This is a genomic window from Thermotoga maritima MSB8 (assembly GCF_000008545.1).
Classification (GTDB): domain Bacteria; phylum Thermotogota; class Thermotogae; order Thermotogales; family Thermotogaceae; genus Thermotoga; species Thermotoga maritima.
The window spans coordinates 843837-868532 of record NC_000853.1 but is presented as its reverse complement, the minus strand read 5'-3'; the positions used below and the strand labels follow the sequence as shown (position 1 = coordinate 868532).

The window sequence follows — 24696 nt, the reverse complement described above, 5'->3', positions numbered from 1 at the left end:
CTCCTCCCTTTATCACTAATTTTAACATCGATCATTCTATCCTGTTCATGATGAACTTGAAGTATTCCTCTTCATCGTCAAAGGTGATGGTTTTTACAATCGTTCTGTATCCGGGTTTCACGATCGTTATCTCGTAGGTTCCCGCCTGGACGTATAGAGTGATGGGTGTTTCACCGTGGTAGTATCCATTCAGGTATATTGTGGCTCCCGATGGTTCTGTTTCTATTCTAACCTCTGAGAAGACTACTCTTTTTTCCAGTCTTCTGAAAATCTCCTTTTCTTCTCCCGGTGCGAGATTCACCGTGAAGCGATCTGTTTCGTATCCTTCTTTTTCCAGTTTTACCTCGTACATCCCAGGATCAAGGATGAGATTCAAACCGTTCTGGTCGGTCGTTCCCACGTATCTTCCATCGATATAGACGTCGACACCAGAAGGATCTGTTCTCAGTTTCAAAGAAGACTGTGCTGGTTTTAGCGTGACGTACACGGATCTGGTTTCTCCCGCGCTGAGTGTTATGTTTCGGGTCTCCTCGCGGTACCCTTCTTTTCTGAACGTGACAGTGTAATTTCCAGGAGAGAGGTTCAGCGTCAGAGGAGTCTTTCCCTGATAGACACCGTTCAGATAGACACTCGCACCGCTCGGACTTGAACTGAGAGAGAGCTGAGCGAGAGGCAAAGTGGCTATCACCTTCACCGTCTGGTTTCTTCCCACATAGACTTCCTTGTAGAACGTGTAGTTTTCAAAATACACCGTCACGTAGTGTGTACCTTCGTCGACCGATACCGTGACCGGTGTCTTCCCTTTGTAAGAACCATCAATATAGACGGTCATTCCTGGAGGTGTCGAGTCAACGATCAGCGTTCCAAACGCTGGGGCTCTTCCCACATAAAAATAAGTGAGATCGGAGACCCATTCTCCCGTGAGATAGGGTTTCAATTTCTTTTGAACGTATTCTTCGACGTTGTCGGATAGCGTCGGAAAGGCTCGAGTTGTCCCGAGTTCTTTCAGCTGGTTGAAAATCGGTATCGGTCTGGTGCTTGCAATCACCTGAATGTACTCTTTTCCATACGGCGGTGAAACTCTGAGGGAATAGGTGGATTTTGAAGGAATCTTTTTTATCTCATTTGCCCTGACAAAATTGTCGCTTTCGTATTTGTTCGGGAAAATGAGAGTTACCTTACCCTGTGCGTTGATGTCGTAGATGAGTATGTACGCGTCTCTGGAAGATTTGACGAAGATCTCTATCCTCTCTCCCACTTCATAGACGGATCCTTCCGGTTTGTTGAGCCACACATCCACCGTGAAGTAAGGTTTCTCGGGTACTATGATGATGCTCTTTGCTTCGAAAGAGAAAGCCACCATCGAGACAAGAATCAGAAGAAGAAACACATATCTCCTCATGAATCACACCTCCTCGTTATTTTATCCATCTGACTTCCGCACCGAGGATTTTTGTGTTCGACTCTAAGGTTAATCTGCTAGGATTTTCCTGAACGAAAGCGGCAAAACCATCAACACCGCTTAAAGGACCAAGGTGATAAACTCCGTTGTTGTCAAGATATATTTCGCCTTCATCTTTTATATCTACTACTTCACAGTAATTATCACGTCCGTTGAAGGTTACCACAAAAAACGTCGTGATATTAACATCCCTCGTCAAACCCTTGACTCTCGCCTGCCATTCTTCCCGATCTGCCTGCCACCACACATCCACGTCGTAAATTGGATAGTAACTGTTCCAGATCCTGCCTAAATCATTTTTAAGATCCGCCGTATCAACGATCACCCCGGCTGCGGCAACGAAGTCGTTGTATTGTTCGTAGAATGTCGCTCTTTCATAGTAAGCATAACTTTCATCTGGATAGTAGAGTACAATCACAGGGTGTGCCTGAACAAGATAATCACCATAGGATGGTTGATACCAATCCATCACATCGTCAAGATAAGCATTCCCAACCACTTCGATGATGAACTCGTGCCTTTCCTCAATTGGAGGTAGACAGGCTGTCAAAATCAGAAGAATCAACCCCAGAAAGGGAAAAAATCTCTTCATTTTCTTCACCCCCTCAAATCTAAGACTTTCAAGTAAAGAAGAGAGTTCTCAAAGTTTCTTTTCCACTCTTGCCAGCGCAATCCCTTTGAGAATGAGTCCGACGAGAATGGAAAACACAAGTGTGGAGGTTCCACCGTAGCTGATGAAGGGAAGAGGAACACCCGTGACTGGAAGGAGTCCCAGGTTCATCGAGACGTTTTCGAAGACGTGGAACCATATCAGTCCACACGCAGAAACCATCAGTATTTCCCAGTACTCGTCTTTCACGTTCAGAATCCATCTGGAAACCTCGAAGAACAGAAGACCGAAAAGCGAAAGCAGAAAGACTATTCCGATGAATCCGAATTCCTCACCGATCACCGATACGATGAAATCAGTGTATGAAACAGGAACGTAACCCATGAGGTTCGCTTTTCCTTTCATGTATCCTGCTCCAAAGAGTCCACCGGCTCCGATTGCGTGAATCGACTGCAGAACGTTGTAGGAGTAACTCTCGCCGTACTCTTCCGGGTTGAGAAAAGAAAGTATCCTCGCTCTTTGATAATCCTTCAGCCCAAAGAAAAAGAAGACAGGAAGAAACACAAGGACAAGTATCAATAGAATCACAAGGGGCTTCTTATTCACATTCGAGGCCAAAACCGCAAACAGCCAGATCAATCCCACAGAAAGCGTGGTGCCAAGATCGGGTTCCAGAAATATGAGAACAGCGGGGACAACCGTGAGAAAAAAACTTCTCCAGAACCACCTTTTCTCCAGAAGATAAGGAAGCAGAACGATGAGCGAAAGCTTTGCAAAGTCTGAGGGCTGGAAACTGAATCCCATCACTCTGAACCATCTCTTTGAACCACCGATGGGGGTTCCTTTCACAAGAAGGGCCGCCAGTAAAACAACGGAGAAGACGTAGAGAATGATCGAAAAGTTCCTTATCGTTCTGTCCTTGATGAACAGAACCAGAAACATCAACGAAAAACCGGCTATATCCCACACAATCTGCCTCGTGAAAAGTTGCTCATTTTCTCCGTAAGTTGCGCTTCTCAAAGTTGCAAGTCCAAACAACATCAAGATGGACACAAGAACAACTATGATCCAGTCTATTCGTTTGTTCTCGTGTGGTATGGTCCCACCTCACTCTGAAACGACTATCTCCATCTCCTTCATCAGCCTGTCTTCTTCACTTTCTATCACAACGATGAGTTTGTAAGTCCCGGGATCCTCGAGCTTTATGATATCGTAACTGGTCGTCTTAAAAATTTCCCTTGAGGAGTATCCTTCGATCGTCATTCTGTACTCTTCAGAATAAGCATACGAAAACACCGGTTCTTTGTGCGTCAAAACAATCATGATGTTTTTCAAAACTATGTACTTTCGTTTCTTTTCTTCGTTCAAAAGCTTCACAGAGAAATCGTATCTTTCACCGGATGCTACAAACTTCTTCCCTTCGATGACAAGGGAGAGTCCCTTCAAATCTTTTTGATACTCTCGCGTGACGAAAAGGGGAATTGATTTTTCTATCAGACTGCTTTCTGTCTTCAATTTCAATTTGATGATGTAATCTCCCGATTCTTTTGGGGCGGAAAAACTCACTTCGTGGATCTGTTCGACCATCATCGGATTTATCACGAAGTCTTTTTCTATAGGAATATCTCTTTCAAAGACAGCCTCATTCCCTTTAAGGATAATAAGGCCGATCGACTCCACACGAATTTTCCGACTCTTTGAGCTTATGTTTTCCAGATAGACAAAGAAATGCACGTTTTCGTAAGGGAAATAAAAATCTTTCAGGTCTTCAACCTCGATTTGCCACTTTTCAATCACCGAAACGACCTTACTGATAACCACCCTCTGGCCGTTCAACTTGACAGAGACTGTGATCGTGTAATTCCCTCCAGGTAGATTTGACAGCTCTTCCTCCCTCAAAAGATCAAAAACCAGGACACTTTCGAAAGCTTCCATCTCTTTTTCCACACGCTGTGGAAAGTGAAACTCGTACACCGTGTCATTCTCCCTTTTGATGGAAAATACGAAATCTTCCAGCACAAGATTTTCTTTTTTCTTCTCTCTGTTGAACACTTTTACACGCACATCGAGGGGATCGTTTGGAAGGTAGGACTCTTTTGTTTCTATCACCAGCTGGAAGGGTCCAATCACACCTTCCGGTTTGTTGGAAAAAAACGCTTTCGTGAAAAACACCAGGAAAACCACTATTACAAGATTCACGACAAGAATAAAATTCGCCCTGCGGCGAATTCTATTTTTTCTGTTTCTGAACTCTTTTTCCTTTTCTTCGTCTCTCTTCTGCCATTCTTCAGGGCTTTTAGAAAAGTACTTCATAGCGGTGTGGTCACCCTGAAAACCTCTTCGATACTCGTCTGCCCAAGAAGAACCTTTTCGAGGGCATCCTGGAACATGGTGCGCATACCTTTTTTCACTGCGAGCTTTGCAATCTCTGTTTCACTCGCTTTGGAAGAGATCAATTCTCTCAACTCTTCATCCACAATCAAAACTTCCCCTATAGCCATTCTCCCTCTGTATCTCATCCCCTTGCAGGCAGGACATCCTTCTTCTGAAGGATAGTAAATCTGATCTGGTACCTTTCCAAAGAATTGTTCGAAATAAGATTTTACCTGTTCATCTCGAACCTCTCCAGGCATTTTACACTCATCACAGAGCTTTCTCACCAGCCTCTGACCTATGATTCCGATAAGGGAGGCTCCGAGAAGGTGAGGATCTATTCCCATTTCTATGAGCCTTGAAACAGCACCAGCAGCGGTGTTGGTGTGAAGTGTACTCAGAACTAAGTGTCCCGTGAGGGAAGCTTCCACCGCAAGCTGTGCGGTTTCTCTGTCTCTGATCTCACCCACCATGATGATGTCAGGGTCCTGCCTGAGGAAAGCTCTCAAGTACCGTGCAAACGTGAGACCTATTTCTGGGAAAACCTGACATTGGGTAACCCCTTCGATGGTGTATTCCACAGGGTCTTCCGCTGTTACTATGTTTACACTTTCACTCTTCAAATAATTTATCATAGCGACAAGTGTGGTGGATTTTCCGCTTCCCGTTGGTCCGGTGACCAGGATGATACCGTAGGGTTTTTCTAACAGTGATAGAATTCGTTTCAGATTGTATTCACTGTATCCAAGTTCCTCGAGGCGTTTGTTTGCATCGGACACCTTCAGTATTCTCATCACGACTTTTTCTCCGAAAGTGGAAGGCATGGTTGACACGCGAAAATCGTACTGTTCCCCGCCTTTTATCGTGTAAAACTTCCCGTCCTGTGGAAGTCTTCTTTCCGACACATCGAGACCACTCATAATTTTAATTCGTGCCACAACTGAGTTGTGCTGTGGCTTTTGATACTCAAGAACTTTTCTCAAAATACCATCTATTCTGAATCTCACCCTCACGGTTCTTTTCATCGGTTCTATATGGATATCACTCGCTCCCATTTCTATGGCACGGTTTACGATATTGTTTACGAGCCGGACGATGGGAGCTTCTTCTACTTCCCTTTCTTCTTCCTCTTCTTCCTCAACCTGTTCTGGTGTTTCTTCTATAGCAACGTAAGGCTCCTCGAAAAGTTCGAGAGGAACACCAAGAACATACGTTTGATACAAAACAGAAAAATCTCTGCTCGTCACCAGATAAATCTCCGGATTCTTCCCCGTGAGAAAACGTATCTCCTGTTTGATCCTTGGAATGTTCGTTCCGTTATCCGTCACCACCACGAGAGTTCCGTCTTCCTTCTTTTCTACAGGAATGACGTGCAGAGATTCGATGATGTTCTTTGGAATAGAACCCACCACGTTGAGTGGTATGTTTTTTGGTAGTTCCTTCAGGATTGGGACTCCGTATTGTTCACTCAAAGCCTCCAGCAGCTGATCCTCCGTGATATACCCTGTCTCAATTAGAACTTCTCCGAGCGGTTTCCTTTCCTCTTTTTGAATTTCAAGAGCCTTATCCAACTCTTCTCTGGTTATGAATCCTTTTTCCAGAAGAATTTCACCCAATTTTCTGTATCTTCTCAGCATTAAAGAAGCCCCTCCAGACCGTATCTGTAAATGGCCGGTATGTCACCTTCCGGGAATAGAATCTTGTCTTCATCTGGGAATCTTGTAGCTATGAAGATCACACGTATTTCGTCATCGGGTACTTCATCATCGAAGATGAGACCGAATTTGACGTCCGCGTCCTCACTGCTGTTCTGCCTTATGATCATAGCTGCTTCGTGCACTTCCTCCATTCTTATATTGCTGGGAGCAGTTATATTGAACACAATCGAACTCGCATTTTCTACAGGATGCTCTATCAACTTGCTTTCCATAGCCTTCTTAGCAGCTTCTCTCGCTCTGTGTTCTCCCTTTCCAACACCTATGCCAAGGATCGCAGCACCGGCGTCCTTCATTACCGACTCTATGTCTGCAAAGTCGAGATTTATGTAACCCCTCTTCGTTATCAGTTCCGAAATTCCTTTCACTCCCTGGTGAAGAGTCTCGTCAGCCTTCAGAAAAGCATCCTTTATCTTGACATCCCTCGGGAGTTCTTCCATGAGTTTGTTGTTGGATATCTTTATGAGGGTATCCACATGTTTTCGAAGTTTTTTGAGCCCCTCTATCGCTTTTTTGAGTCTCTCCGGGCCTTCGAAATAGAAGGGAGTCGTCACTATGGCTACAGTCAGGATTCCCATTTCTTTGGCTATCTTTGCTATGACAGGGGAAGCACCTGTTCCCGTCCCTCCTCCGAACCCTGCAGTTATGAAGACCATGTGGGTATCCTGGAGCACTTCTCTGATTTTTTCCTCGCTCTCAAGAGCAGCTTGTTCTCCTATCTCGGGACGTCCCCCTGCACCAAGGCCTCGTGTGATGTTCTCACCGATCTGAATCTTCACGTCAGCGTTAGAAGCCTCCAGTACCTGAAGATCGGTGTTCACCGCGACAAATTCAACACCGTGTATTCCTATTTCTATCATTCTGTTTATGGCATTGTTTCCGGCACCGCCTACACCTATGACTTTTATCTTCAAATTGTTCGCCTGAGGGATGTTTCTATTTTCCTTTTTCTTCTCAACATCAAGGTCAAATCCCATACTCTTAACCTCCTACTCACTCCATCAATTCTTTGAAGAGTCTGAAAATTTTCTTCAGCGGATTTTCACTTTTCACCGGAGTTTCCTCATAAGGATTTTCCGAAACGGCGAAAACATTTCCAAACGCAGCAGCGAAGGAAGGGTCATTGGCAACTTCATCCGCATTGATGATGGATGGTCTGTCGGAATTCGCGTAACAACCCGTTCTCACCGGAGATTTAAACACCTCCGTGGCCAGTTCGTTTATTCTTGGAATCTTGGCCCCTCCCCCGGTGAGAACCACACCACCAGGTATCCCTATTTCCCCTTCTTCTACTATCTTCGCTTCAACTTCCCTGAAGAATTTCTTGGATTTGCTCATTATCTCTCTGAGACGTGCGTGTATAATGACGGAAAGTTTCTTCGCAGTAGTCGTTTTTATGGTGTTTCCATCGAGCCCTCTGTACTGTATTTCCTCCTCTTTCAAATCGTTATAAACTGCGTTTCCATGAGTTATAATGAGTCTTTCCGATTCTTCAAAGGAGGTGTCGAGAACTGCAGAAACATCTTTTATAACATGCTTCATCCCCACAGGAACGTAGGATATCTTTATGGGAACACCGTTTTTGTACGCTATCAACCCGGTGAAATTGTATCCCAGGTTCACAACCACCACACCTCGGTCTTTCTCAGGCGTGGTGAGAACTCCCTCGGCAGTTGAAACAAGAGAAGACTTCAACTGAAACGGACTTTTAACGGTATCCTGCAAGAAATTGTAGAACATCTCATAAACTTTCAAAGGTACGACAATGGATGTGTACTCGATGGCTATCTTCGAAGCCTTCATATCGAGAGGATTGAAAACGATCCTTTCGTCGTCCAGGAGATATCTTTTCGAAAATATGTGAAGAGGAGTTTTCCCGTTCTCTTTCAATTTCTCAAGAGCTTCCGATTGCATCTCACTCAAGATGTCCAGGGTGATAGATCGTTTCTCTTCACCGAAGTCCCTTTCGATCACGGTGTCTTCTCTTTCAAAACTCACGCTGCTGAAAGAAATGACAAAATCACTTCTCAGAGACTTTTGCAGCTGTTCTTCGAGTTCTTTAAGCAGTGTGTTCACAGATTCTTTGAAAGCGATGGCGTCTTTTATTTCACCTTCATCCAATCCTCTCGATTTCACACTTGAAAAGGCCAGTGCTTCCCATTCTTGATCACGTTTTCCGAGAACGAGTCCTTTTATATATCGTGAACCTATATCAATCGAGGTATAAAAGACAGTTTTTGACAAGTCAATCACCCCTTATCCACATCAATCTTCCATCATCCGTCAGGAAATACCTTTCCTTCGCTTTCATTTTCTCAGATTGCTCCATTATTACCTGAAAGTTCTCGACAAGATCTTTCCATTCTTCAAACATGATTCTGGATCCCTTCAGCAGAACAACTTCTTTTGACTCAAAAAAAACAGCGGACACTACAGAACTTTTCAGAATCGGAATCAACATCTCCAGAATTTCCCTGTCGCTCTTTGAAAGTCGAAGCCCTTCAAGATTAACTTCCAGAAACACTGGGTAGAATTTGAATAGGTCCTTTTTCGATAACGAAGCTACCAAACTCCCATCTTCAGCGCATAAATAATAATTCCCTTCATAGAAAACTATCCCTATAGCCTTTTTCGAATCTATTATAATACTTTTTGGAGAAATGTTAAAATTTTCTATCAAATATGAATACACTTTTTCTGGAACCCTCACGTGTTCTCTACGACTTTGAAAAAAAGAATTCACAAAGAACAGAATGTAAAGAACAATCATTGTGATGAGAAGAACTCTCAGGGATCTCATGACTAGATATCCAGTTCTTTCACTTTCAGAGCGTGCCTTTCTATGAACTCCCTTCTACTGGATGGATCGTTACCCATGAGAATTTCAAAGAGTCTATCCGCTTCTTCGGCATCTTCTATAGTTACCCTTATGATTTTTCTCGTTTCTGGATTCATCGTTGTTTCCCAGAGCTGCTCAGGATTCATCTCGCCAAGTCCTTTGTACCGTTGAATTTCGATCCTTTTTCCCTGGAGTTTCTCTTTGTATTCCGCCAGCTCCTGGTCACTGTAAACGTAGAACTCTTCTCTTCCAGCTTTGATCCTGTAGAGAGGTGGGAGTGCTATGTATACCCTGCCCTGTTCGATGAGGGGTCTCATGTATCTATAGAAGAGTGTCAGAAGGAGAGTTCTTATGTGTGCACCGTCTATATCGGCGTCGGTCATGATGATAATCCTACCGTATCTGAGCTTGCTTTCGTCGAAATCATCTCCTATGCCCGTTCCCACTGCAACAATTATGTCACTGATCTGCTCGTTTTTCAGTAATCTATCGAGAGATGATTTTTCCACGTTCAAAATCTTTCCTCTTATGGGAAGAACAGCCTGAAATTCTCTGTCTCTGGCCTGTTTTGCCGATCCCCCGGCAGAGTCACCTTCCACGATGAAAAGCTCCGTTTTCTCTCTATGTGTGGAACTACAGTCTGCCAGTTTTCCGGGAAGTGTTGTGTTTTGAAGAACGTTTTTCCTTCTCACCATTTCTCGAGCTCTCTTTGCCGCTTCTCTTGCCTGTTTGGTGCTCATGATCTTTGAAAGAATTGTTTTCACGAGCTCGGGATTCGCGTCGAATATTTTTTTCAGCTCTTCTCTCATAGCCTTGGTTACCGCTTCCTTGACTTCTTCGTTGCCGAGTTTTGACTTTGTTTGCCCTTCGAATTCGGGGTTCTTCACGTAAACACTGATAACCGCCGTGAGGCCTTCTCTAACATCCTCACCCTGGAAGGAATCGTCTTTCTTGAGAAAATTATGTTTTTTCCCATACTCGTTCATGAGTCTTGTGAGGGTGCTCTTAAAGGCTGTAACATGAGTTCCACCATCGACAGTTTTTATGGTGTTTGCAAAAGACACGATATCTTCAGAATACGAATCAGTGTATTGAAAGGCGATCTCCACTATCACTTCGTCTTCACCATTTTTTGTTTTCACTTTTTCCGTTCTCTTTATGTGTATCACATCGTGTAGAGCTTTTTTCCCACGGTTCAAATACTTCACATACTCCACTATGCCTCCGTCGAATTTGAAGGTTTTCTTCTCTCCGTTTATTCTGTCTTCGAATTCTATTTTGAGTCCTGGTACTAGGAAAGCTATCTCTCTCAATCTGTGTTCGAGTATGTCGGGATCGAACTCTGTCTCCGAAAATATGAGAGGATCGGGTTTGAATCGAACGATCGTGCCGTGCTTATCGGTTTCTCCTATCACTTCCACAGGTGTGACCGGTTTACCCCTTTCGTATCTTTGTCTGTAGATCTTCCCGTCACGATGTACCCGCACTTCCAGCCACTCCGAAAGAGCGTTCACCACCGATACACCAACACCGTGCAGGCCACCGCTTATCTTGTAGGAATCCTTGGAGAATTTTCCGCCCGCATGAAGAACTGTGAAAACCACTTCCAGAGCGCTTCTTCCCTCTTCTGGATGTATGTCAACGGGGATTCCCCTTCCGTTGTCCTCGACTTCCACACTTCCATCTTCATGGAGAGTCACACGTATCCAGTCGCAGTATCCAGCGAGTGCCTCATCAACACTGTTGTCAACCACTTCGTACACGAGGTGATGCAATCCACGTTTGCCCGTGGATCCTATGTACATTCCGGGTCGCATTCGGACAGGTTCCAGTCCTTTTAAAACCTTTATACTTTCAGCGGAGTACTTTTCCATCTACTTTTCCCCTCCTGAACTTTATATCTCTGAACAGTTCTTTGCCCGATCTTTCATTCAGAATTTTGAGCAAGCGATCTTTCTGCATGGTGAGTTCCGTCATCCACAGCGAATCATCGCAAACAATGTAAACTGTCCCGTTCTCCACTTTTTCCACCTTCGTGTGCCTCGCTATCACAGGTCCAACTATCTTGTCCCATTCAGAAAGGAGCATCTTTATCTTCAGTTCAAAAAAAAGAGGTTGTTTGGTGGAAAGCTCATCAAGCAGCTGTCTGAGAAGAATCATATTCCCACCCAGTTTTCCTCCAGATTTAAGACAAAAGGCTCAAAGTTTTCCATCAAAGTCGCTGTCACAGGTCCTGGCTCTTCCTCGAAAAACGAGTGCTCGTTCAACCTTCTGACAGGAACCACTCCCGCACTTGTGTGTGTGAGAAACATTTCATCCGCTTCGAACAGTTCCCACACCCACACTACTCTTTCTTCAACAGGTATCTCGAGACTTTTTGCGAGCTTTATAACGTTTTCCCGTGTGATGCCATCCAGAATACCGCTGTCAAGCGATGGTGTAATCAATTTGCCTTCTTTCACCAGAAACACATTGCTGAAACTTCCCTCACAGACCTGCCCGTTCAAACCGAGCAAAATCACATCGTAGCAGTCCACTATTTCCCTTCTTGCAAGCACTATGTCGGTGCGTCCAGTTATTTTTAGAGCTGGTGGAGTAGAAAGATCCGGTATCCTTCGAACGTTCGATATTTTCACCTCGACTCCTGTCTCCAGGTCTGGTATATTGAGCGGTGAGAACACAAAGAGAACCTCCCCGGAATCAGGGAAAAGATAGACTTTGATTCTCACTTCTTGTTTGAACTCATCAGCTCCCGCCTTCAGCACCTTTGTGAATTCATCGAAGCTCAGAGAAAGAGGAAGATTAAAGAAATCGGCAGATCTTTTCAGCCTAGTGTAATGTTTGTAAGCCGCAAACGGGGCCCTACTGTAAGTTCTCAGAGTTTCATACACCGCTCCCTGGAGCGACTTTTCAAACAGAGAGAAATCCAGTGAAATTTCATCCGCGCGCCGGAACTTTCCCCTCCACCATATCAGCACGACAGGAAATCACTCCCTCTTCTGAAAGGGATTTCACCCTCACACTATGAAATTCTCCCACTCTATTTCCTACAAACTCGTGCTTCACGTAGTACTCGTCATAGCCAGAAAGAACACCTTTCATAACGTACCACTCAGCGAGTACTTTTCTTTCTTTCCCAATGATTCTCTTCCTGTACCTGATAGAAACATCTTTCGCTTTCTCTTTTAAAACATCCAGACGCTCTTTCTTCTTCGATTCGGGAACACCGCCTTCCATTCTGCTCGCTGGAGTTCCGGGGCGTGGTGAGAATCGGAAAATGTGTACTCTGCTGAACTCCACTTTCTCCACCAGTTCAAGAGTTCTCTGGAAGTCGGCATCCGTTTCTCCAGGGAAACCAACGATTATGTCCGTTGTTATTGAAAAATCTGGATCGATACTTCTCAATTTGTCAACAACACGCATGAAATCAGAGATTTTGTATTTTCTTCCCATCCTTTTCAACACATCATCGGATCCGCTCTGAACCGAAATATGAAGATGCGGACACAGTCTGGGGTTTCTCTTGAAAGCCTTCACAATTTCGTCGTTCACGTCTTCCACATTTATGGAGCTGAGACGCACTCGATAATCCCCAGGAACTTTCTCGATGACCTTTAGAAGTTCAGCAAGTGAAGAACCCATGTCCTTTCCATATTTTCCAAGATTGACCCCGGTTATCACGATCTCTTTGTAACCTTTCATTACCATTTCCGCGAATTCCTCTTTGAATATTTCGAGCGGCTTACTTCTGATTCTTGTGCCACGGGCCAACCTGATAGCACAGTAGGTGCAGGTGTTGTCACACCCGTCTTCAACCTTTATGTAAGAACGGGTTCTGTCTTCGAAACTTCCTTTCACTTTCTCGTAAACGGGCCGGCCGGGTTCAGATACAACAACCTGTTGTTTGCCATTCAAGGAGTTAATATGATCCACTATGTGTTTCTTCTCATCGATTCCCAGAACCATGTCCACCGGAAGATTCTTTGCCTCATCCGGAGAAAGCTGGGCAAAACAACCGGTGAGGATGATTTTTGCGTTCTTGTTCCTGTTTCTGATACTCTTTATCAATCTCTTCACTTTCTTCTCGACTTCCTTGGTAACGGCACACGAGTTCACTATATAGTAAGCAGCATTCCCGTCGGGTAAAACCACGTACCCGGCTTTTTCTAACTGTTCAGCCATGTATTCACTTTCGTACTGATTCACCTTACAGCCGAAGGTCTCTATCCTGACAGTTTTCATATTTCCAGCTTCCCCTCCGAAACTACCCTCAGAATATCTATTCTTCTCACTATACCAACGAGCTGCATAGCTTCGTCAACAACAGGAAGCGATTTAAAGCCGTGTCTTATGAGATAATCAGCTGCTACAATGAGCGGATCGTCTTCTTTCACAACAACGGGAGGCTTGTTCATAAATTCAGATACGGGTCTGTCCTTTATTTTGACTACGTTTCTTATCAGCTGGTTGGTGTCTGGAATGAACGAAGCAGATCTCAAAAGCGAGAAATAACTGGGTACAAGAGCCTTTATGAGGTCGCTTTCACTGACAAAGCCAACCACCCTCATATCATGGTCAACAACGGGAACTCCAGAAAGATTCTGCCTGGAGAGGAGCTTTATCACCGTTTCAACCGTTTCATCTTCAAAAACAGCGGAAATATCATAGATGACGGCATCCTTTACCCTCATTTACTTCACCCTCTCTACGGTGAAGTGATCGTATTCCTTCTTTATCGCCTCAAGGTCGGGCATGTATTTTTCCTTTCTTCTAGTGGCAGCCAGTGCGGAGGCAAAACCAAATTTTGCCATTTCGAGGAAGTTGGCTCCGTGTTTAATGAAGTAATAGACCATACCAGCTACATACGCGTCTCCCGCACCCAGAAGATGTGATGTGTCTATTTCTTCTTTGGATCTTATAAGCCAGACCCCTTCTCTTGTTGCAACAATATCGTTCTTCACTTCGTATGACACCACGGAAACCTGCGATTTTTCGGCGAGCTTTTCGGCGAGTTTCACGTAATCGTCAAAGGTTTTCAAATCAACACCAAGAAAAGAAGCATGATTACCTCTCAAATCTGGTTTCACGACGTTGGGAAATTCTGGCCCCTCATAAATTCTTTCAAGCAATCTGGGAGTCTGTTCGACAAAGACAAAGACTCCTCTTTCACGCGCGAGTCTCACCAGTTCGTTGCATATTCCCTCGTTTACTCCCGGTGGAATACTCCCCGATATAACAACGCAATCGACTTTCGAAAGCGTCATCTTGTATCTTCTCAGAAAGTGATTCACATCCATATCCGTAACATCCGGACCGGGAAAATTGATAGCGGTTATTGTTTTATTCTTTTCATCGATTATTTCGATGTTTTCCCTCGTTTCTCCCTCCACGTAAACAAAATTCGTTGTGATCAGCTTTGAAATTTTTCTCAATTCTTCCACAAGAATCTTTCCCATGTACCCACCCACGAATCCGGTGGCGACTGACGGCACTCCCAATTTGGAAAGAGCTATAGAAACGTTTATACCCTTTCCACCTGGGGACATTTGAGTTTTAGAAAGATCATTTATCCTGTACAGCCTGTTCACCTGGAAATCTTCTATGAAAATTTCCCTGTCTAAAGCGGGATTGAGGGTCACCGTCAGGACCATACGATCACCTCGAAGTCAAAAGTGAGGAGTCACATTCTCAAAACAAAATCCTTTGGACTCCCCGTATAATTGATTCTACCATTATTCAGTATCACCAACAAATCGGCGATGTAGAGAAACCTCTGAAGAATGCGGGTGGATATGACAAAAGTTCGTTCTTCCTTCATCTTGAGGAACATGTCCATTATCTTCTCCAGATTTTCATCGTCCAGGTGATCCAGCAGACAGTCCATTAAAATAACGCGAGGCTTTTTCTGCTCGAGAATGAAAAGAAGGAGGGAGATCTTTTCGGCAGGCGAAAACACAGAAAGGGGGGTCTTTTGACCGCGAATAAGCATTCTCAGTATTCCAAGATCATCGAGTTTCTCGGAAAAATTCTCCAGAGAAATCTTTCTTTTCAGAGCGAGTTTAAGAAATTCATCGAATGTGTATTGGTTCATCGCATCGATGAAGCTCGTATCGAGATACAGAGCGTTTTTTCTAACGTAAATGTCATCAAGATCCTCAACGTTTTGATCGAACAAATAGACGGAACCGCTTCTGGAAATCTCATTGAATATTTCGGTGTTCAACTTGACAATTGATCTGAGGAGGGAAGATTTCCCAGATCCTCTTGGACCGTAAAGGACGTTCATTCCTTCAACAAAGGAAAGAGTAATATTCTCAAGCACACTTTTACCATCCACGGATAAGGAAAAGTTTTCAAATCTTATCGGAAACTTTCTGCTTTTCATCGTTATCTCTTTCTTTCTTCTCGTCAAGGCCCAAACGTCTCTTTATTTCCCTGAGAGCACTTTCATCTCCATCGGTCATCAATTTGAGCAAATCTATCTGCGATAAAACACGGGGATTTCTGGATACTTTCTTCTCCAAGAGGCATCACCTCGTTTTTGATTCTAACCCCAAACCTTTAATTGGACTTGTATGGATCATTACAATTAAAACCCGGAGAATGTAATAAAACGTCTCCAGGGTTAAAATCTATCCTGGAGGTGATTGGATGCGAAACCCACCTTTTATTGTGGAATACGAACTGACACTGCGATGCAACTTCAGATGTAAACACTGCTACTGCGAGGCCGGAAAACCCCATCTTGAAGAGCTGAGTTTCGAAGAAATAAAGGAACTGATACTCGATATGAAAGAATTGGGCACCTGGGCTCTCGATATTGTGGGTGGCGAACCTCTTCTTCACCCTCAAATACTGGATATTCTTGCCTTCGGAAAAGAGGTCGGACAGCGTCTCATGATCAACACCAACGGTTCGCTCGCCACCAAGGAAATGGTACAGAAAATAAAGAAGGCCAATCCCGACGTGCTTATTGGAGTTTCCCTTGAAGGACCAGATCCTGAGACCAACGACTTTGTGAGAGGAACCGGAAACTTCAAAAGAGCAGTTCAAGGCATCAAAAACTTCGTGGATGAAGGGTTTCAGGTCACCATTTTGAACGTGATAAACAAGAGAAACTGGAGAAAGTTCGAAGATATGGTAAAACTCGCACTGGAATTGGGAGTTAATGCTTTGTATGTGGATAGGTTCATACCGGTTGGAAGGGGCATGATCCATGCAAGAGAACTGGATATGAATCCCGAGGAGTGGAGAGTGGCTATAAAACACGTCCTTGGAGTGATAGAAAATTACAAAAACCATTTGACATTTTACGTGGAAGAATCTATATCAGGAAAGCCGTGTTCCGCAGGAATCACACATGCATCGGTTCTGGCCGATGGCACAGTCGTCCCCTGTGGGCACTTCAGATACAGAAAGGAATTCTACATGGGGAACGTTAGAGAAAAGAAATTCTCGGAAATCTGGCACGAATACACTCCCATTCCTTCCCCGGCTTCCTGCCAGCAGTGTCCCATCCTGAACGAATGCGGTGGAGGTTGCAAGGCTTACTACTTGCTGAGAGAGCACGAAAAAGACGAAGCTATTTGTTTCCTGAACAAAGAACGGTACAACATAAAGTAACTTAAATGAAACTCGATTGTTATTATGTGTGCATAGAATATTTTTACCGACCGGTAAGTAAAAAAATATGGAGGTGGTTGGATGGCAGTAGGTGGAATCAAAGGAATGATCTATCGTCAGGCGGGAAAACTCGTTGGCTCATTTGTCAGAAACGCTGAAGTGGAAACTCTTGGAAAAATCTTCGGTACCCTGAGTATGTTCACGAAGGAGCCCGCGAAGAGCGGCCTTCGAAAACTGGCTGACCTCGCAAAAGAAAGACATCCCATGGTGATGTCATGGGTGAACGTTTTCAAAAAAGCAAGTCCAAGGTGTGTTGAAGGGGTTATAAACAACCTGATCATCAACGAGTTCGCTCTCGGAGAACCTATCAGGCAGGAAAAGATGCACGAGTACAAAACGGTGCTCCCAAAACTCCTCGTTCTGAGCCCCACATACGCTTGTAATCTGAACTGTGTTGGGTGCTATGCGGGACTTTACGGTAGAAAATACGAGCTCTCCCACGATGAAGTCAGAGACATCTTGAAACAGGCCAACGACCTGGGAATATACTTCTTCATCATCACCGGTGGTGAGCCCTTCTTCTGGCCTCACCTGATGGACATATTCGAAGAGTTCAAAGACAGCTACTTCCTCGTTTACAGCAACGGAACTCTGATAAAAGAAGAAACCGCTAAGAAACTCGCAGAACTTGGAAATGTGACGGTCTCCATATCTGTGGAAGGATTTGAAACCGACACAGACTGGAGAAGAGGAAGGGGAATATTCAAGAGAGTCCTCGAAGCCTGGGAAAGGCTCAGAAGACATGGTGTGATCTTCGGAGCTTCTGTGACGGCAACACGAATGAACCACGATACCATAATGAAAGATGAATTCTGGGACTTTCTCGAAGAACAGGGAGTTTCTTACGTGTGGGTTTACCAGTTCATGCCCGTGGGAATGAATCCAACGATGGACCTCGTTCCCACACCACAGCAGAGATACGAAAGATTCCACAAACTCGAACAGCTCAGACTCAGCGGAAGATTCGCTTTCGTTGCCGACTTCTGGAACCACGGGTTCCTCACCAATGGCTGTCTCGCAGCAGGTGCCAAGTACCTCCACATAAACGCGAAAGGCTATGTAGAACCCTGTGTCTTCCAGCAGTTCGCGGTGGACAGCATTCGTGAGAAAAAACTCATCGACATCTTGAGATCACCGTTCTTCGAAGCCTACAAGAGGATGATCCCTTACAGCGACAATCTCTTCAGACCGTGTCCGATAATTGACAACCCGAAAGTCTTCAGAGCCATGGTGAGAGCCTTCAACGCAAAACCACAGCACGAGGGATCCGAAAGGGTCATCACAGATCTCGCGCCCGAACTGGACAAACTCGCAGCCGAATGGAAGAAATACGCAGACAAACTCTGGTACGAAGAAGGTTACTCCGAGATCTATCCTGCCAACAGAGGAGTTTACAGCTACGAAGTGAGAATGAGGAGGTACGCAGACAAAGAAAAACTCCTCGCAGTGGATAAACGCTACAGGGACTGATGTGGAGGGATTGAATTGAGCTCCGAAACAAGGAGGAAAATCCTCGAAGCGGCGAGGAAGGCATTCTCAAAATACGGCTACGATGGAGTAAGTATGGAAGAAATCGCACGTGAGGCCGGTGTGAAGAAGGCCCTCATCTACTACTATTTTCCGAGCAAAGACAAACTCTTCGAAGAAGTCTGGAGAGAAGCACTCGAGGAGCTGGAGAGCCATCTTTTCGCCGTCACCGAAGAGACGAATTCTTACTTTGCGAAGATAAAGAAGTTTCTGAAGTCCTACGTTGATTTTGTCCTGAATAAAACCGTTTTGAACGAAATCATCGAGAAAGAAAAATCGACCGTCAGATTCGAAGAAGAAAAATGGTCGAAACTCAGAGAACGTTATGAAAGCTTCATAAAGCGAGTCGAAGAACTCATAGAAGAAGGGAAGAAACAAAACTACGTTTACAAAGATCTCGATTCCCGGGCCGCTGCGGAACTGATAGTCAATTCGTTCGGAGACGTTCCAAAGGATAAGAGACTGCTTCAAAACATCCAGGAAATGATACTCAGAGGACTGCTCAATGTGAAAACAGAAGAGGGGCGTTAGCCCCTCTTCATTTTAATTTCAGAATCTCCTTCTTATTCCAAATTCTCGTTCTGCTTTCTGCACCATCTCTTCGAAGATTTTATTCACCTCTTCATCGGTCAGGGTTCTTTCTGGATGTCTGAACACCACATATAAGGTAACGCTCACCATATTTTCCGGGATCCCTTTACCTTCATAGATATCGAACACTCCCACTTCCTCCACCAGATCTCCTCCGCTCTTTTTGAAAAGTTCGATGATCTTCACAGACTCAAATCCTTTCGGGAGCAGGAAGGAGATATCTCTTCTCACAGCGGGAAATCTCGGTGTGGGCCTGTAAGCGGGTCTCTTCGATGCGTATTTTCTCAGAAGTTCCATATCTATCTCGAAGAAGTAAGTATCCTCCTTCACATCGTACTCATCGAGGAGCTTTGGATCGACCATTCCAATGAAACCGATCTCCCTGTTTTCCACGTAGATACGAGCGGATCTGGTTGGGAACAATCCAGGTATCTCCGCGGCTCTGTATACGACGTTCACTCCGAGCCTGAAGAAGAGCTCATCGAGAACTCCCTTGATCGTGTAGAAGGACACGCTTCTTTTATCGGTGTAGTCTCCCGGATTTTCCAGTCCACAGCTCATGGCAGAGAGTGTCTCTATCTCCCTGAAGTTTCCATTCTCCTTGAAGTAAATCTTTCCAATCTCGAAGAGCTTCAGATCTCTGTTCTGCCTCTTGAAATTTTCAGCGAGCACTTGTATCAGGCTGTAAAACTGTGACGTCCTCATCACGTCCATATCTGAAGCGATTGGGTTGGAGAGAGCTATGGGTTCTCTGTCCACCAGAGGCCACTTTTTAACCTTCTGGGAGTCCACAAAGGAGAAGGTCACCACTTCATCGAATCCCATTCCTTTCATGAATTGAGAAATTTCCCTTCTGAAGAGCTGTTTCTCGCCCCAGCCGCGGTTTACTGCGGGAACGCTTATCACTTTCGACTCGACTTTCTCGTACCCGTAAATCCTTCCTATCTCTTCTATGAGGTCTATCTCCCTTTCAACGTCCGGCCTGAAAGTGGGAACAAGGACTTCGTAACTGTCTCCTCTGTCTTCCACCTGGAATTCAAGTCGTCTGAGAATATCACCCGGCTCTTCAACTTTCGTTCCCAGTATCTTTTCGATCCTGGCTTTTCTGAGCATCACCTTTTTGGGCTCTATCTTTCGAGGATAAACATCCCAGAATTTCCTGAGAACATAACCGCCGGCCAGCTTTTGAATCAATTCTGCGAGCCTCAAAGATACGAGCTCCACATCGTTTGGATCCACACCACGTTCGAACCTGTAAGAAGACTCAGAGCTGATTCCAAGCGCTTTGGCTGCCTTTCTTATCCTCACAGGATCGAAGTAAGCCACTTCCAGCACCAGATCTCTGGTGTCATCGTACACACCAGATTCCATTCCTCCCATGATTCCGCCAAGTGCGAGGACGTTCTCACCGTCTGTTATCAAGACCTCTCCACCCTTCAGTTCGTACTCCTTTTCATCGAGTAGCAGGACTCTTTCTCCACCCTTTGCAGATTTCACAACGATTCTTTTATTTTTGAGCCTGTTCAGGTCGAACGCATGAACGGGATGTCCCAGCTCGATCATCACGTAGTTCGTGGCGTCGACCACGTTGTTCAGAGAACGAACCCCTGCCGCTACGAGCCTCGCCTTCATCCAGAGCGGTGAATCTTTCACGGTAACACCTTTCATTATTCGAGCAGAGTATCTGGGACAACCCTCCACGTCTTCTATCTCCACATCGAACTGAACATCTTCATCCACAAAAGAAACATCGGGTTGAGGCTTATTCAAAGGCCTTCCGCTGAGGGCAGAAAGCTCTCTCGCAACACCAATAATCGAAAGACAATCAGGCCTGTTTGGAGTTATCTCTATGTCCAGGACTCTTTCGTTGAGTCCATATTCCTCTACCACGTTCACACCGAGCTCCACGGGATCAGGGAAACGATAAACTCTGTCGGATTTTTCCTCAAGTCCCAATTCTTCAAGTGAGCAAAGCATACCCTCCGAGATAACCCCTTTGAACTCACGAGGCTCTATCTTGAGACCGTTGTTCAAGGTAGCTCCTTCGAGAGCCAGTATGACGTAGTCTCCTTCGTTCACGGTTTTATCGGCTGTGATGACCGTGTAGATTCTCTTTCCGGTGTCCACCTTGCACACGATGAGCTTTTCTGAAGCCGGATGATCGAACCTTTCTATCACCCTCGCTGTGATTATCTCTCCGGAAACGTTGAAAGGTCTCAGAATATCCTCCACACTCGTGCCAGAAAAAGTGAGTCTTTCCGCTATTTGCTCGATATCCCAGTCGAGATCTACGAATTCTCTGAGCCAAGACTCGGGAACTCTCACCTCATCACACCCCCATCAGTAGCTACTGAGAAATCTCACGTCGTTTCTGACGAACTCTCTTATGTCTGCTATGCCGTACTTCAGCATGGCGATTCTTTCCACTCCCATTCCAAAAGCGTAACCCGTCCATTCTTCCGGATCGTATCCTACATTCAAGAAGACGTTCGGATCGACCATGCCTGCTCCCAGAATCTCCAACCATCCGTACCCGGAAAGATAGACATCCACCTCAAAACTCGGTTCCGTGAACGGGAAAAAGCTCGGCCTCAAACGCACCTTCGCACCCTCGCCGAACATTCTTCGAGCGAACTCTTCGAGGGTGAATTTCAAATGAGCCACGCTGAGATCTCTATCTACGTGCAACCCTTCCACCTGGTGAAACATGGGAAGGTGCGTCGCATCGTAGTCTCTTCTGTAAACTTTTCCGGGTGATATGATAGCGATGGGAGGTTTTCTCTCGAGCATTGTTCTGATCTGAACGGGAGAAGTGTGAGTTCTGAGAAGGAGATCATCCGTTATGTAGAAAGAATCGTGTTCGTCCCTGGCTGGATGCCATTCCGGTGTGTTCAGTGCGTCGAAGTTGTGCCAGGTTGTTTCGATCTCCGGCCCTTCCACCACATCGAATCCCATCGATACAAAGATTCTCTCTATCTCTTCCATAACCTTCAGAACAGGGTGAGAATGTCCAAGTTTCCTCCTTGCCCCCGGTACTGTGACGTCTATTCTCATTTTTTCCATCTTTTCCTGTTCGAGTATCCTTTGGATTTGCTGTCTCTTTTCTTCGAAGAGTTTTTCTATCTTCTCTCTGAGTTCGTTCACTCTTTTACCGTAGGCAGGCCTTTCTTCAGGTGGGAGATTCTTGAGGTTTTTCATCAAGCCAGTGATTTTTCCTTTCTTTCCGAGAAACTCTATCCTGAAACTTTCCAGCTCCTGAACGTTCGATATCTTCGATAATTTCTCGATGGCTTCCTTTTCGACGGCTTCTATCTCCATCTCTCGTACCCCCTGTTCTGTTATACAAAAAAATGGCGGAGGCGGTGGGACTCGAACCCACAAGGGCCTCACGGCCCACCGGTTTTCGAGACCGGCTCCTTAGCCAGTTCGGACACGCCTCCGCGTCCTTCCATCTTCATATTTTATTTCATTTCGCCGCTAATTTCAATATTTCACGAACGTCTTCTCTTTCGAGCACCATTATTCTTCCCAAACTCGCTCCTTTAGGTTTCAGATTCTTTTCCACAAGAAGCATGACGTTGTCCACGATCTTGTCTATGTCTTCTTCTGGGATTCCCGCATCTTTGAGGGACACAGGAGCTCCTACCTTCTTCAGCCAGTTTTTGAAAGCTTCTATCCCTTTCAGAATCAGTTCCTCTCCCTCACCCTCAAATCCGAAGATTTTTTTCGCAAACCTTTCGAACTGCGCAGGATTCTTTCTGTACACATACTTCATCCACGCCGGAAACACAATGGCGAGACCCGCTCCGTGTGCAATATCGTAAAGAGCGCTGAGGGAGTGCTCGATCCTGTGACAAGCCCACTCTCCGCCCCTTCTTCCGACTGCCATCGTTCCATTGAGAGCGATCGTTGCAGACCACGCGAGATTTGCCCTTGCTTCGTAGTCATCCGGTTTTTCTATCAACCTTTCTGTCATTTTCATGATCGTTCTGATAGTACCTTCCGCTATTTCGTTGGAGATCTCAGGACTGCTCCCATCGAAATAGTACTCGAGGATGTGTGAGATCGCATCCACCGCTCCATAAACTGTTTGTTCTTTTGGAAGAGTGAATTGAACAGAAGGATCGATTATGGATACTTTTGGATAGAGAGCCTTCGAACTCACTCCATATTTTTCCTTCGTTTTCTCGTTCGTTATCACAGCGTTACCGTTCATCTCCGTTCCTGTCGCCGAGATTGTGAGCACGTCGAAAATAGGAAGGGCTTTCTCGATCTGGTATTTACCGATAAAAGCATCCCATATGTCGCCCTCGTAGAGAGCACCAGCCGCTACTGCTTTTGCAGAATCCACAACGCTTCCTCCACCAACACCAAGAACAGCCTCCACCTTTTCTTTTTTCGCCACCTCGACGGCTTCGTGGACCTTGGAAAGGACTGGATTCGGCTTGACACCAGATACTTCTACCCACTCTATTCCGTGCTTTTTCAGTGAATCGACAACCTGATCATAAACGCCATTTTTCTTTATCGATCCACCACCGTATAGGAACAGCACCTTTCTGATTCCCGCGTTCTTTATCTCTTCTCCTATTTTTGGAATCGTTCCTCTTCCAAAGACGATCTTCGTGGGATTGTGGAAGACGAAGTTCTCCATCGATTACCACCTCCTCATTTCGATTGTATCATGATGGCTCAATCTCTATCTGGAAGGATCAGATTCAGGAAGATACCGACGAGGGCGGCAAGCCCTATTCCTTTCAGCTCCACTCTTCCTACCTTCAAAACCGCTCCACCGATACCAACAGTGAGCATCAAAGCGGTGATCATGAGGTTTCTTGGTTTGGAGAAATCCACCTCTGCATTCACCATGGTCCTTACACCGACGGAGGTGATCATACCGAAGAGGATGAGACTCACTCCTCCCATCACCGCCTGAGGAATCGTCTGGAGGATAGCCCCGAACTTCGACACGAAGGCGGCGAATATGGCCACAAGGGCTGCTCCTCTGAGAACGGAAGGATCGTACACCCTCGTGAGGGCCAGCACTCCCGTGTTTTCACTGTAAGTGGTGTTCGCAGGACCTCCAAGAAGACCGGCCACAGCTGTTGCGAGTCCATCACCGAGGAGTGTTCTGTGAAGACCGGGCTTGTCGAAGAAATTCTTACCGACAACCGCCCCGTTGGTGGTGATATCTCCAAGATGTTCCATGAAGGTAGCGAGGGTCACCGGGACGATCATGAATATCGCTCCGTAGTCGAACTTCGGAAGCATTACTTTTGGTACACTGAAGAGAGGTGTGCTCACTATCACACTGGTATCGATCTTTCCCATGAAGAGTCCTGCTACGTATCCAACAACGACTCCTGTGATCACTGGAACCATGCTGAAGAAGCCTCTCGTCATGGTTGAAACGAAAACGACAGTGGCTATGACGATGAGGGCAAGCGGCCAATCACTCGATGCCATCTGGATGGCAACGGGGCTGAGCGTGAGCCCTATCACCATGATCATACTTCCGGTGACAACGGGAGGGAGAATCTTTTTCACCTTTTCCGGACCAACTGCCTTCACTATCAAAGCGTACAAAACATAGAACAGACCCGCCACGAATATTCCGCCCGTCGCGTAGGCGAGATCTCCATAGATCTCTTTCACTGCCAGAATCGGAGCGATGAAGGCAAAGCTCGACCCAAGAAAGACTGGTACAATCCCGCCTGTTACAAAATGGAAGATGAGCGTGCCGATTCCCGCGGTGAGAAGCGCTACAAGAGGATCGAGCCCCGTGATGAGAGGGACCAGAACGGTGGCACCGAACATGGCAACGAAGTGCTGAAGTGCCAGCAGGAACCATCTCCATCCACTGACCTTGGTAACCGCTCCTTCGAACTCCATGGGA

The 24696-nt window shown here is 45.5% G+C and carries 23 protein-coding genes and 1 tRNA gene; 3 read left to right on the top strand and 21 right to left on the bottom strand.

What is annotated here, in order from left to right:
* Window positions 1–31 precede the first annotated feature (31 nt).
* The 16 genes from TM_RS04305 to TM_RS09555 are packed head-to-tail and all read right to left on the bottom strand — an operon-like array spanning window position 32 to window position 15523.
* The gene (locus tag TM_RS04305; protein ID WP_004080789.1) at window positions 32–1402 is read right to left on the bottom strand and encodes a PEGA domain-containing protein; all 1371 of its coding nucleotides are present in this window, start codon (window positions 1400–1402) and stop codon (window positions 32–34) included.
* 16 nt (window positions 1403–1418) lie between these two features.
* On the bottom strand, window positions 1419–2054 hold the full coding sequence (locus TM_RS04300; protein WP_004080791.1) for a hypothetical protein: 636 nt from the start codon (window positions 2052–2054) through the stop codon (window positions 1419–1421).
* 48 nt (window positions 2055–2102) lie between these two features.
* Window positions 2103–3137 (bottom strand): FtsW/RodA/SpoVE family cell cycle protein, encoded by a 1035-nt coding sequence (locus tag TM_RS04295; protein WP_227738445.1) that lies wholly within the window; start codon window positions 3135–3137, stop codon window positions 2103–2105.
* Window positions 3138–3179: 42 nt separating this feature from the next.
* Window positions 3180–4385, bottom strand: a complete 1206-nt coding sequence (locus tag TM_RS04290; protein ID WP_004080795.1) for a COG1361 S-layer family protein — start codon at window positions 4383–4385, stop codon at window positions 3180–3182.
* The gene (locus TM_RS04285; RefSeq protein ID WP_004080797.1) at window positions 4382–6082 is read right to left on the bottom strand and encodes a GspE/PulE family protein; all 1701 of its coding nucleotides are present in this window, start codon (window positions 6080–6082) and stop codon (window positions 4382–4384) included. Before TM_RS04285 ends, TM_RS04290 begins: the two co-directional genes overlap by 4 nt.
* Window positions 6082–7137 (bottom strand): cell division protein FtsZ, encoded by a 1056-nt coding sequence (ftsZ, locus tag TM_RS04280; protein WP_004080800.1) that lies wholly within the window; start codon window positions 7135–7137, stop codon window positions 6082–6084. Before ftsZ ends, TM_RS04285 begins: the two co-directional genes overlap by 1 nt.
* A 16-nt stretch (window positions 7138–7153) precedes the next feature.
* Entirely contained in the window at window positions 7154–8404 is a 1251-nt protein-coding gene (locus TM_RS04275) for a cell division protein FtsA (RefSeq protein WP_004080802.1), read from the bottom strand.
* A gap of 1 nt (window position 8405) precedes the next feature.
* Entirely contained in the window at window positions 8406–8930 is a 525-nt protein-coding gene (locus TM_RS09800; RefSeq protein WP_227738444.1) for a DUF4894 domain-containing protein, read from the bottom strand.
* A 32-nt stretch (window positions 8931–8962) separates the two neighbouring features.
* Window positions 8963–10873: a DNA topoisomerase (ATP-hydrolyzing) subunit B gene (gene gyrB, locus TM_RS04265; protein WP_004080806.1), complete on the bottom strand. Its 1911-nt coding sequence runs from the start codon at window positions 10871–10873 to the stop codon at window positions 8963–8965.
* Window positions 10854–11159, bottom strand: a complete 306-nt coding sequence (locus TM_RS04260) for a DUF721 domain-containing protein (protein WP_004080808.1) — start codon at window positions 11157–11159, stop codon at window positions 10854–10856. Before TM_RS04260 ends, gyrB begins: the two co-directional genes overlap by 20 nt.
* On the bottom strand, window positions 11156–11977 hold the full coding sequence (locus TM_RS04255) for an aminotransferase class IV (protein ID WP_004080810.1): 822 nt from the start codon (window positions 11975–11977) through the stop codon (window positions 11156–11158). The genes TM_RS04260 and TM_RS04255 overlap by 4 nt, the downstream gene beginning before the upstream one ends.
* Window positions 11937–13241: a tRNA (N(6)-L-threonylcarbamoyladenosine(37)-C(2))-methylthiotransferase MtaB gene (mtaB, locus tag TM_RS04250; protein WP_004080813.1), complete on the bottom strand. Its 1305-nt coding sequence runs from the start codon at window positions 13239–13241 to the stop codon at window positions 11937–11939. The genes TM_RS04255 and mtaB overlap by 41 nt, the downstream gene beginning before the upstream one ends.
* Window positions 13238–13690 carry a CBS domain-containing protein gene (locus TM_RS04245; protein ID WP_004080815.1) on the bottom strand — a complete coding sequence of 151 codons (453 nt, stop codon included), beginning with the start codon at window positions 13688–13690 and terminating at the stop codon, window positions 13238–13240. The genes mtaB and TM_RS04245 overlap by 4 nt, the downstream gene beginning before the upstream one ends.
* On the bottom strand, window positions 13691–14650 hold the full coding sequence (locus TM_RS04240) for a 1-phosphofructokinase family hexose kinase (protein ID WP_004080817.1): 960 nt from the start codon (window positions 14648–14650) through the stop codon (window positions 13691–13693). It lies immediately after the preceding gene.
* Between the two features lie 29 nt (window positions 14651–14679).
* On the bottom strand, window positions 14680–15321 hold the full coding sequence (locus TM_RS04235; RefSeq protein WP_228378907.1) for an ATP-binding cassette domain-containing protein: 642 nt from the start codon (window positions 15319–15321) through the stop codon (window positions 14680–14682).
* Window positions 15322–15352: 31 nt separating this feature from the next.
* Window positions 15353–15523 (bottom strand): hypothetical protein, encoded by a 171-nt coding sequence (locus TM_RS09555; RefSeq protein WP_004080827.1) that lies wholly within the window; start codon window positions 15521–15523, stop codon window positions 15353–15355.
* A 127-nt stretch (window positions 15524–15650) separates the two neighbouring features.
* Here TM_RS09555 and TM_RS04230 point away from each other — a divergent pair, with 127 nt between their 5' ends.
* From TM_RS04230 to TM_RS04220, 3 genes are all read left to right on the top strand, one after another.
* On the top strand, window positions 15651–16622 hold the full coding sequence (locus tag TM_RS04230) for a radical SAM/SPASM domain-containing protein (RefSeq protein WP_004080828.1): 972 nt from the start codon (window positions 15651–15653) through the stop codon (window positions 16620–16622).
* A gap of 81 nt (window positions 16623–16703) precedes the next feature.
* On the top strand, window positions 16704–18152 hold the full coding sequence (locus tag TM_RS04225) for a radical SAM protein (RefSeq protein ID WP_004080829.1): 1449 nt from the start codon (window positions 16704–16706) through the stop codon (window positions 18150–18152).
* 15 nt (window positions 18153–18167) lie between these two features.
* Window positions 18168–18740, top strand: coding sequence for a TetR/AcrR family transcriptional regulator (locus TM_RS04220; RefSeq protein ID WP_004080830.1), 573 nt, complete (start codon window positions 18168–18170; stop codon window positions 18738–18740).
* 18 nt (window positions 18741–18758) lie between these two features.
* On the opposite strand, the gene pheT is transcribed toward TM_RS04220, so the two are convergent.
* The 5 genes from pheT to TM_RS04195 form a co-directional block, all read right to left on the bottom strand.
* Complete coding sequence (pheT, locus tag TM_RS04215) at window positions 18759–21125, bottom strand: phenylalanine--tRNA ligase subunit beta (RefSeq protein ID WP_004080832.1); 2367 nt, start codon at window positions 21123–21125, stop codon at window positions 18759–18761.
* A gap of 15 nt (window positions 21126–21140) precedes the next feature.
* Window positions 21141–22118: a phenylalanine--tRNA ligase subunit alpha gene (gene pheS, locus TM_RS04210; RefSeq protein ID WP_004080838.1), complete on the bottom strand. Its 978-nt coding sequence runs from the start codon at window positions 22116–22118 to the stop codon at window positions 21141–21143.
* Window positions 22119–22151: 33 nt separating this feature from the next.
* Window positions 22152–22240 (bottom strand) — tRNA-Ser (locus TM_RS04205).
* 26 nt (window positions 22241–22266) lie between these two features.
* On the bottom strand, window positions 22267–23454 hold the full coding sequence (locus TM_RS04200) for an iron-containing alcohol dehydrogenase (RefSeq protein WP_004080839.1): 1188 nt from the start codon (window positions 23452–23454) through the stop codon (window positions 22267–22269).
* 38 nt (window positions 23455–23492) lie between these two features.
* Window positions 23493–24692 (bottom strand): uracil-xanthine permease family protein, encoded by a 1200-nt coding sequence (locus TM_RS04195; RefSeq protein WP_004080841.1) that lies wholly within the window; start codon window positions 24690–24692, stop codon window positions 23493–23495.
* Window positions 24693–24696: the final 4 nt, after the last annotated feature.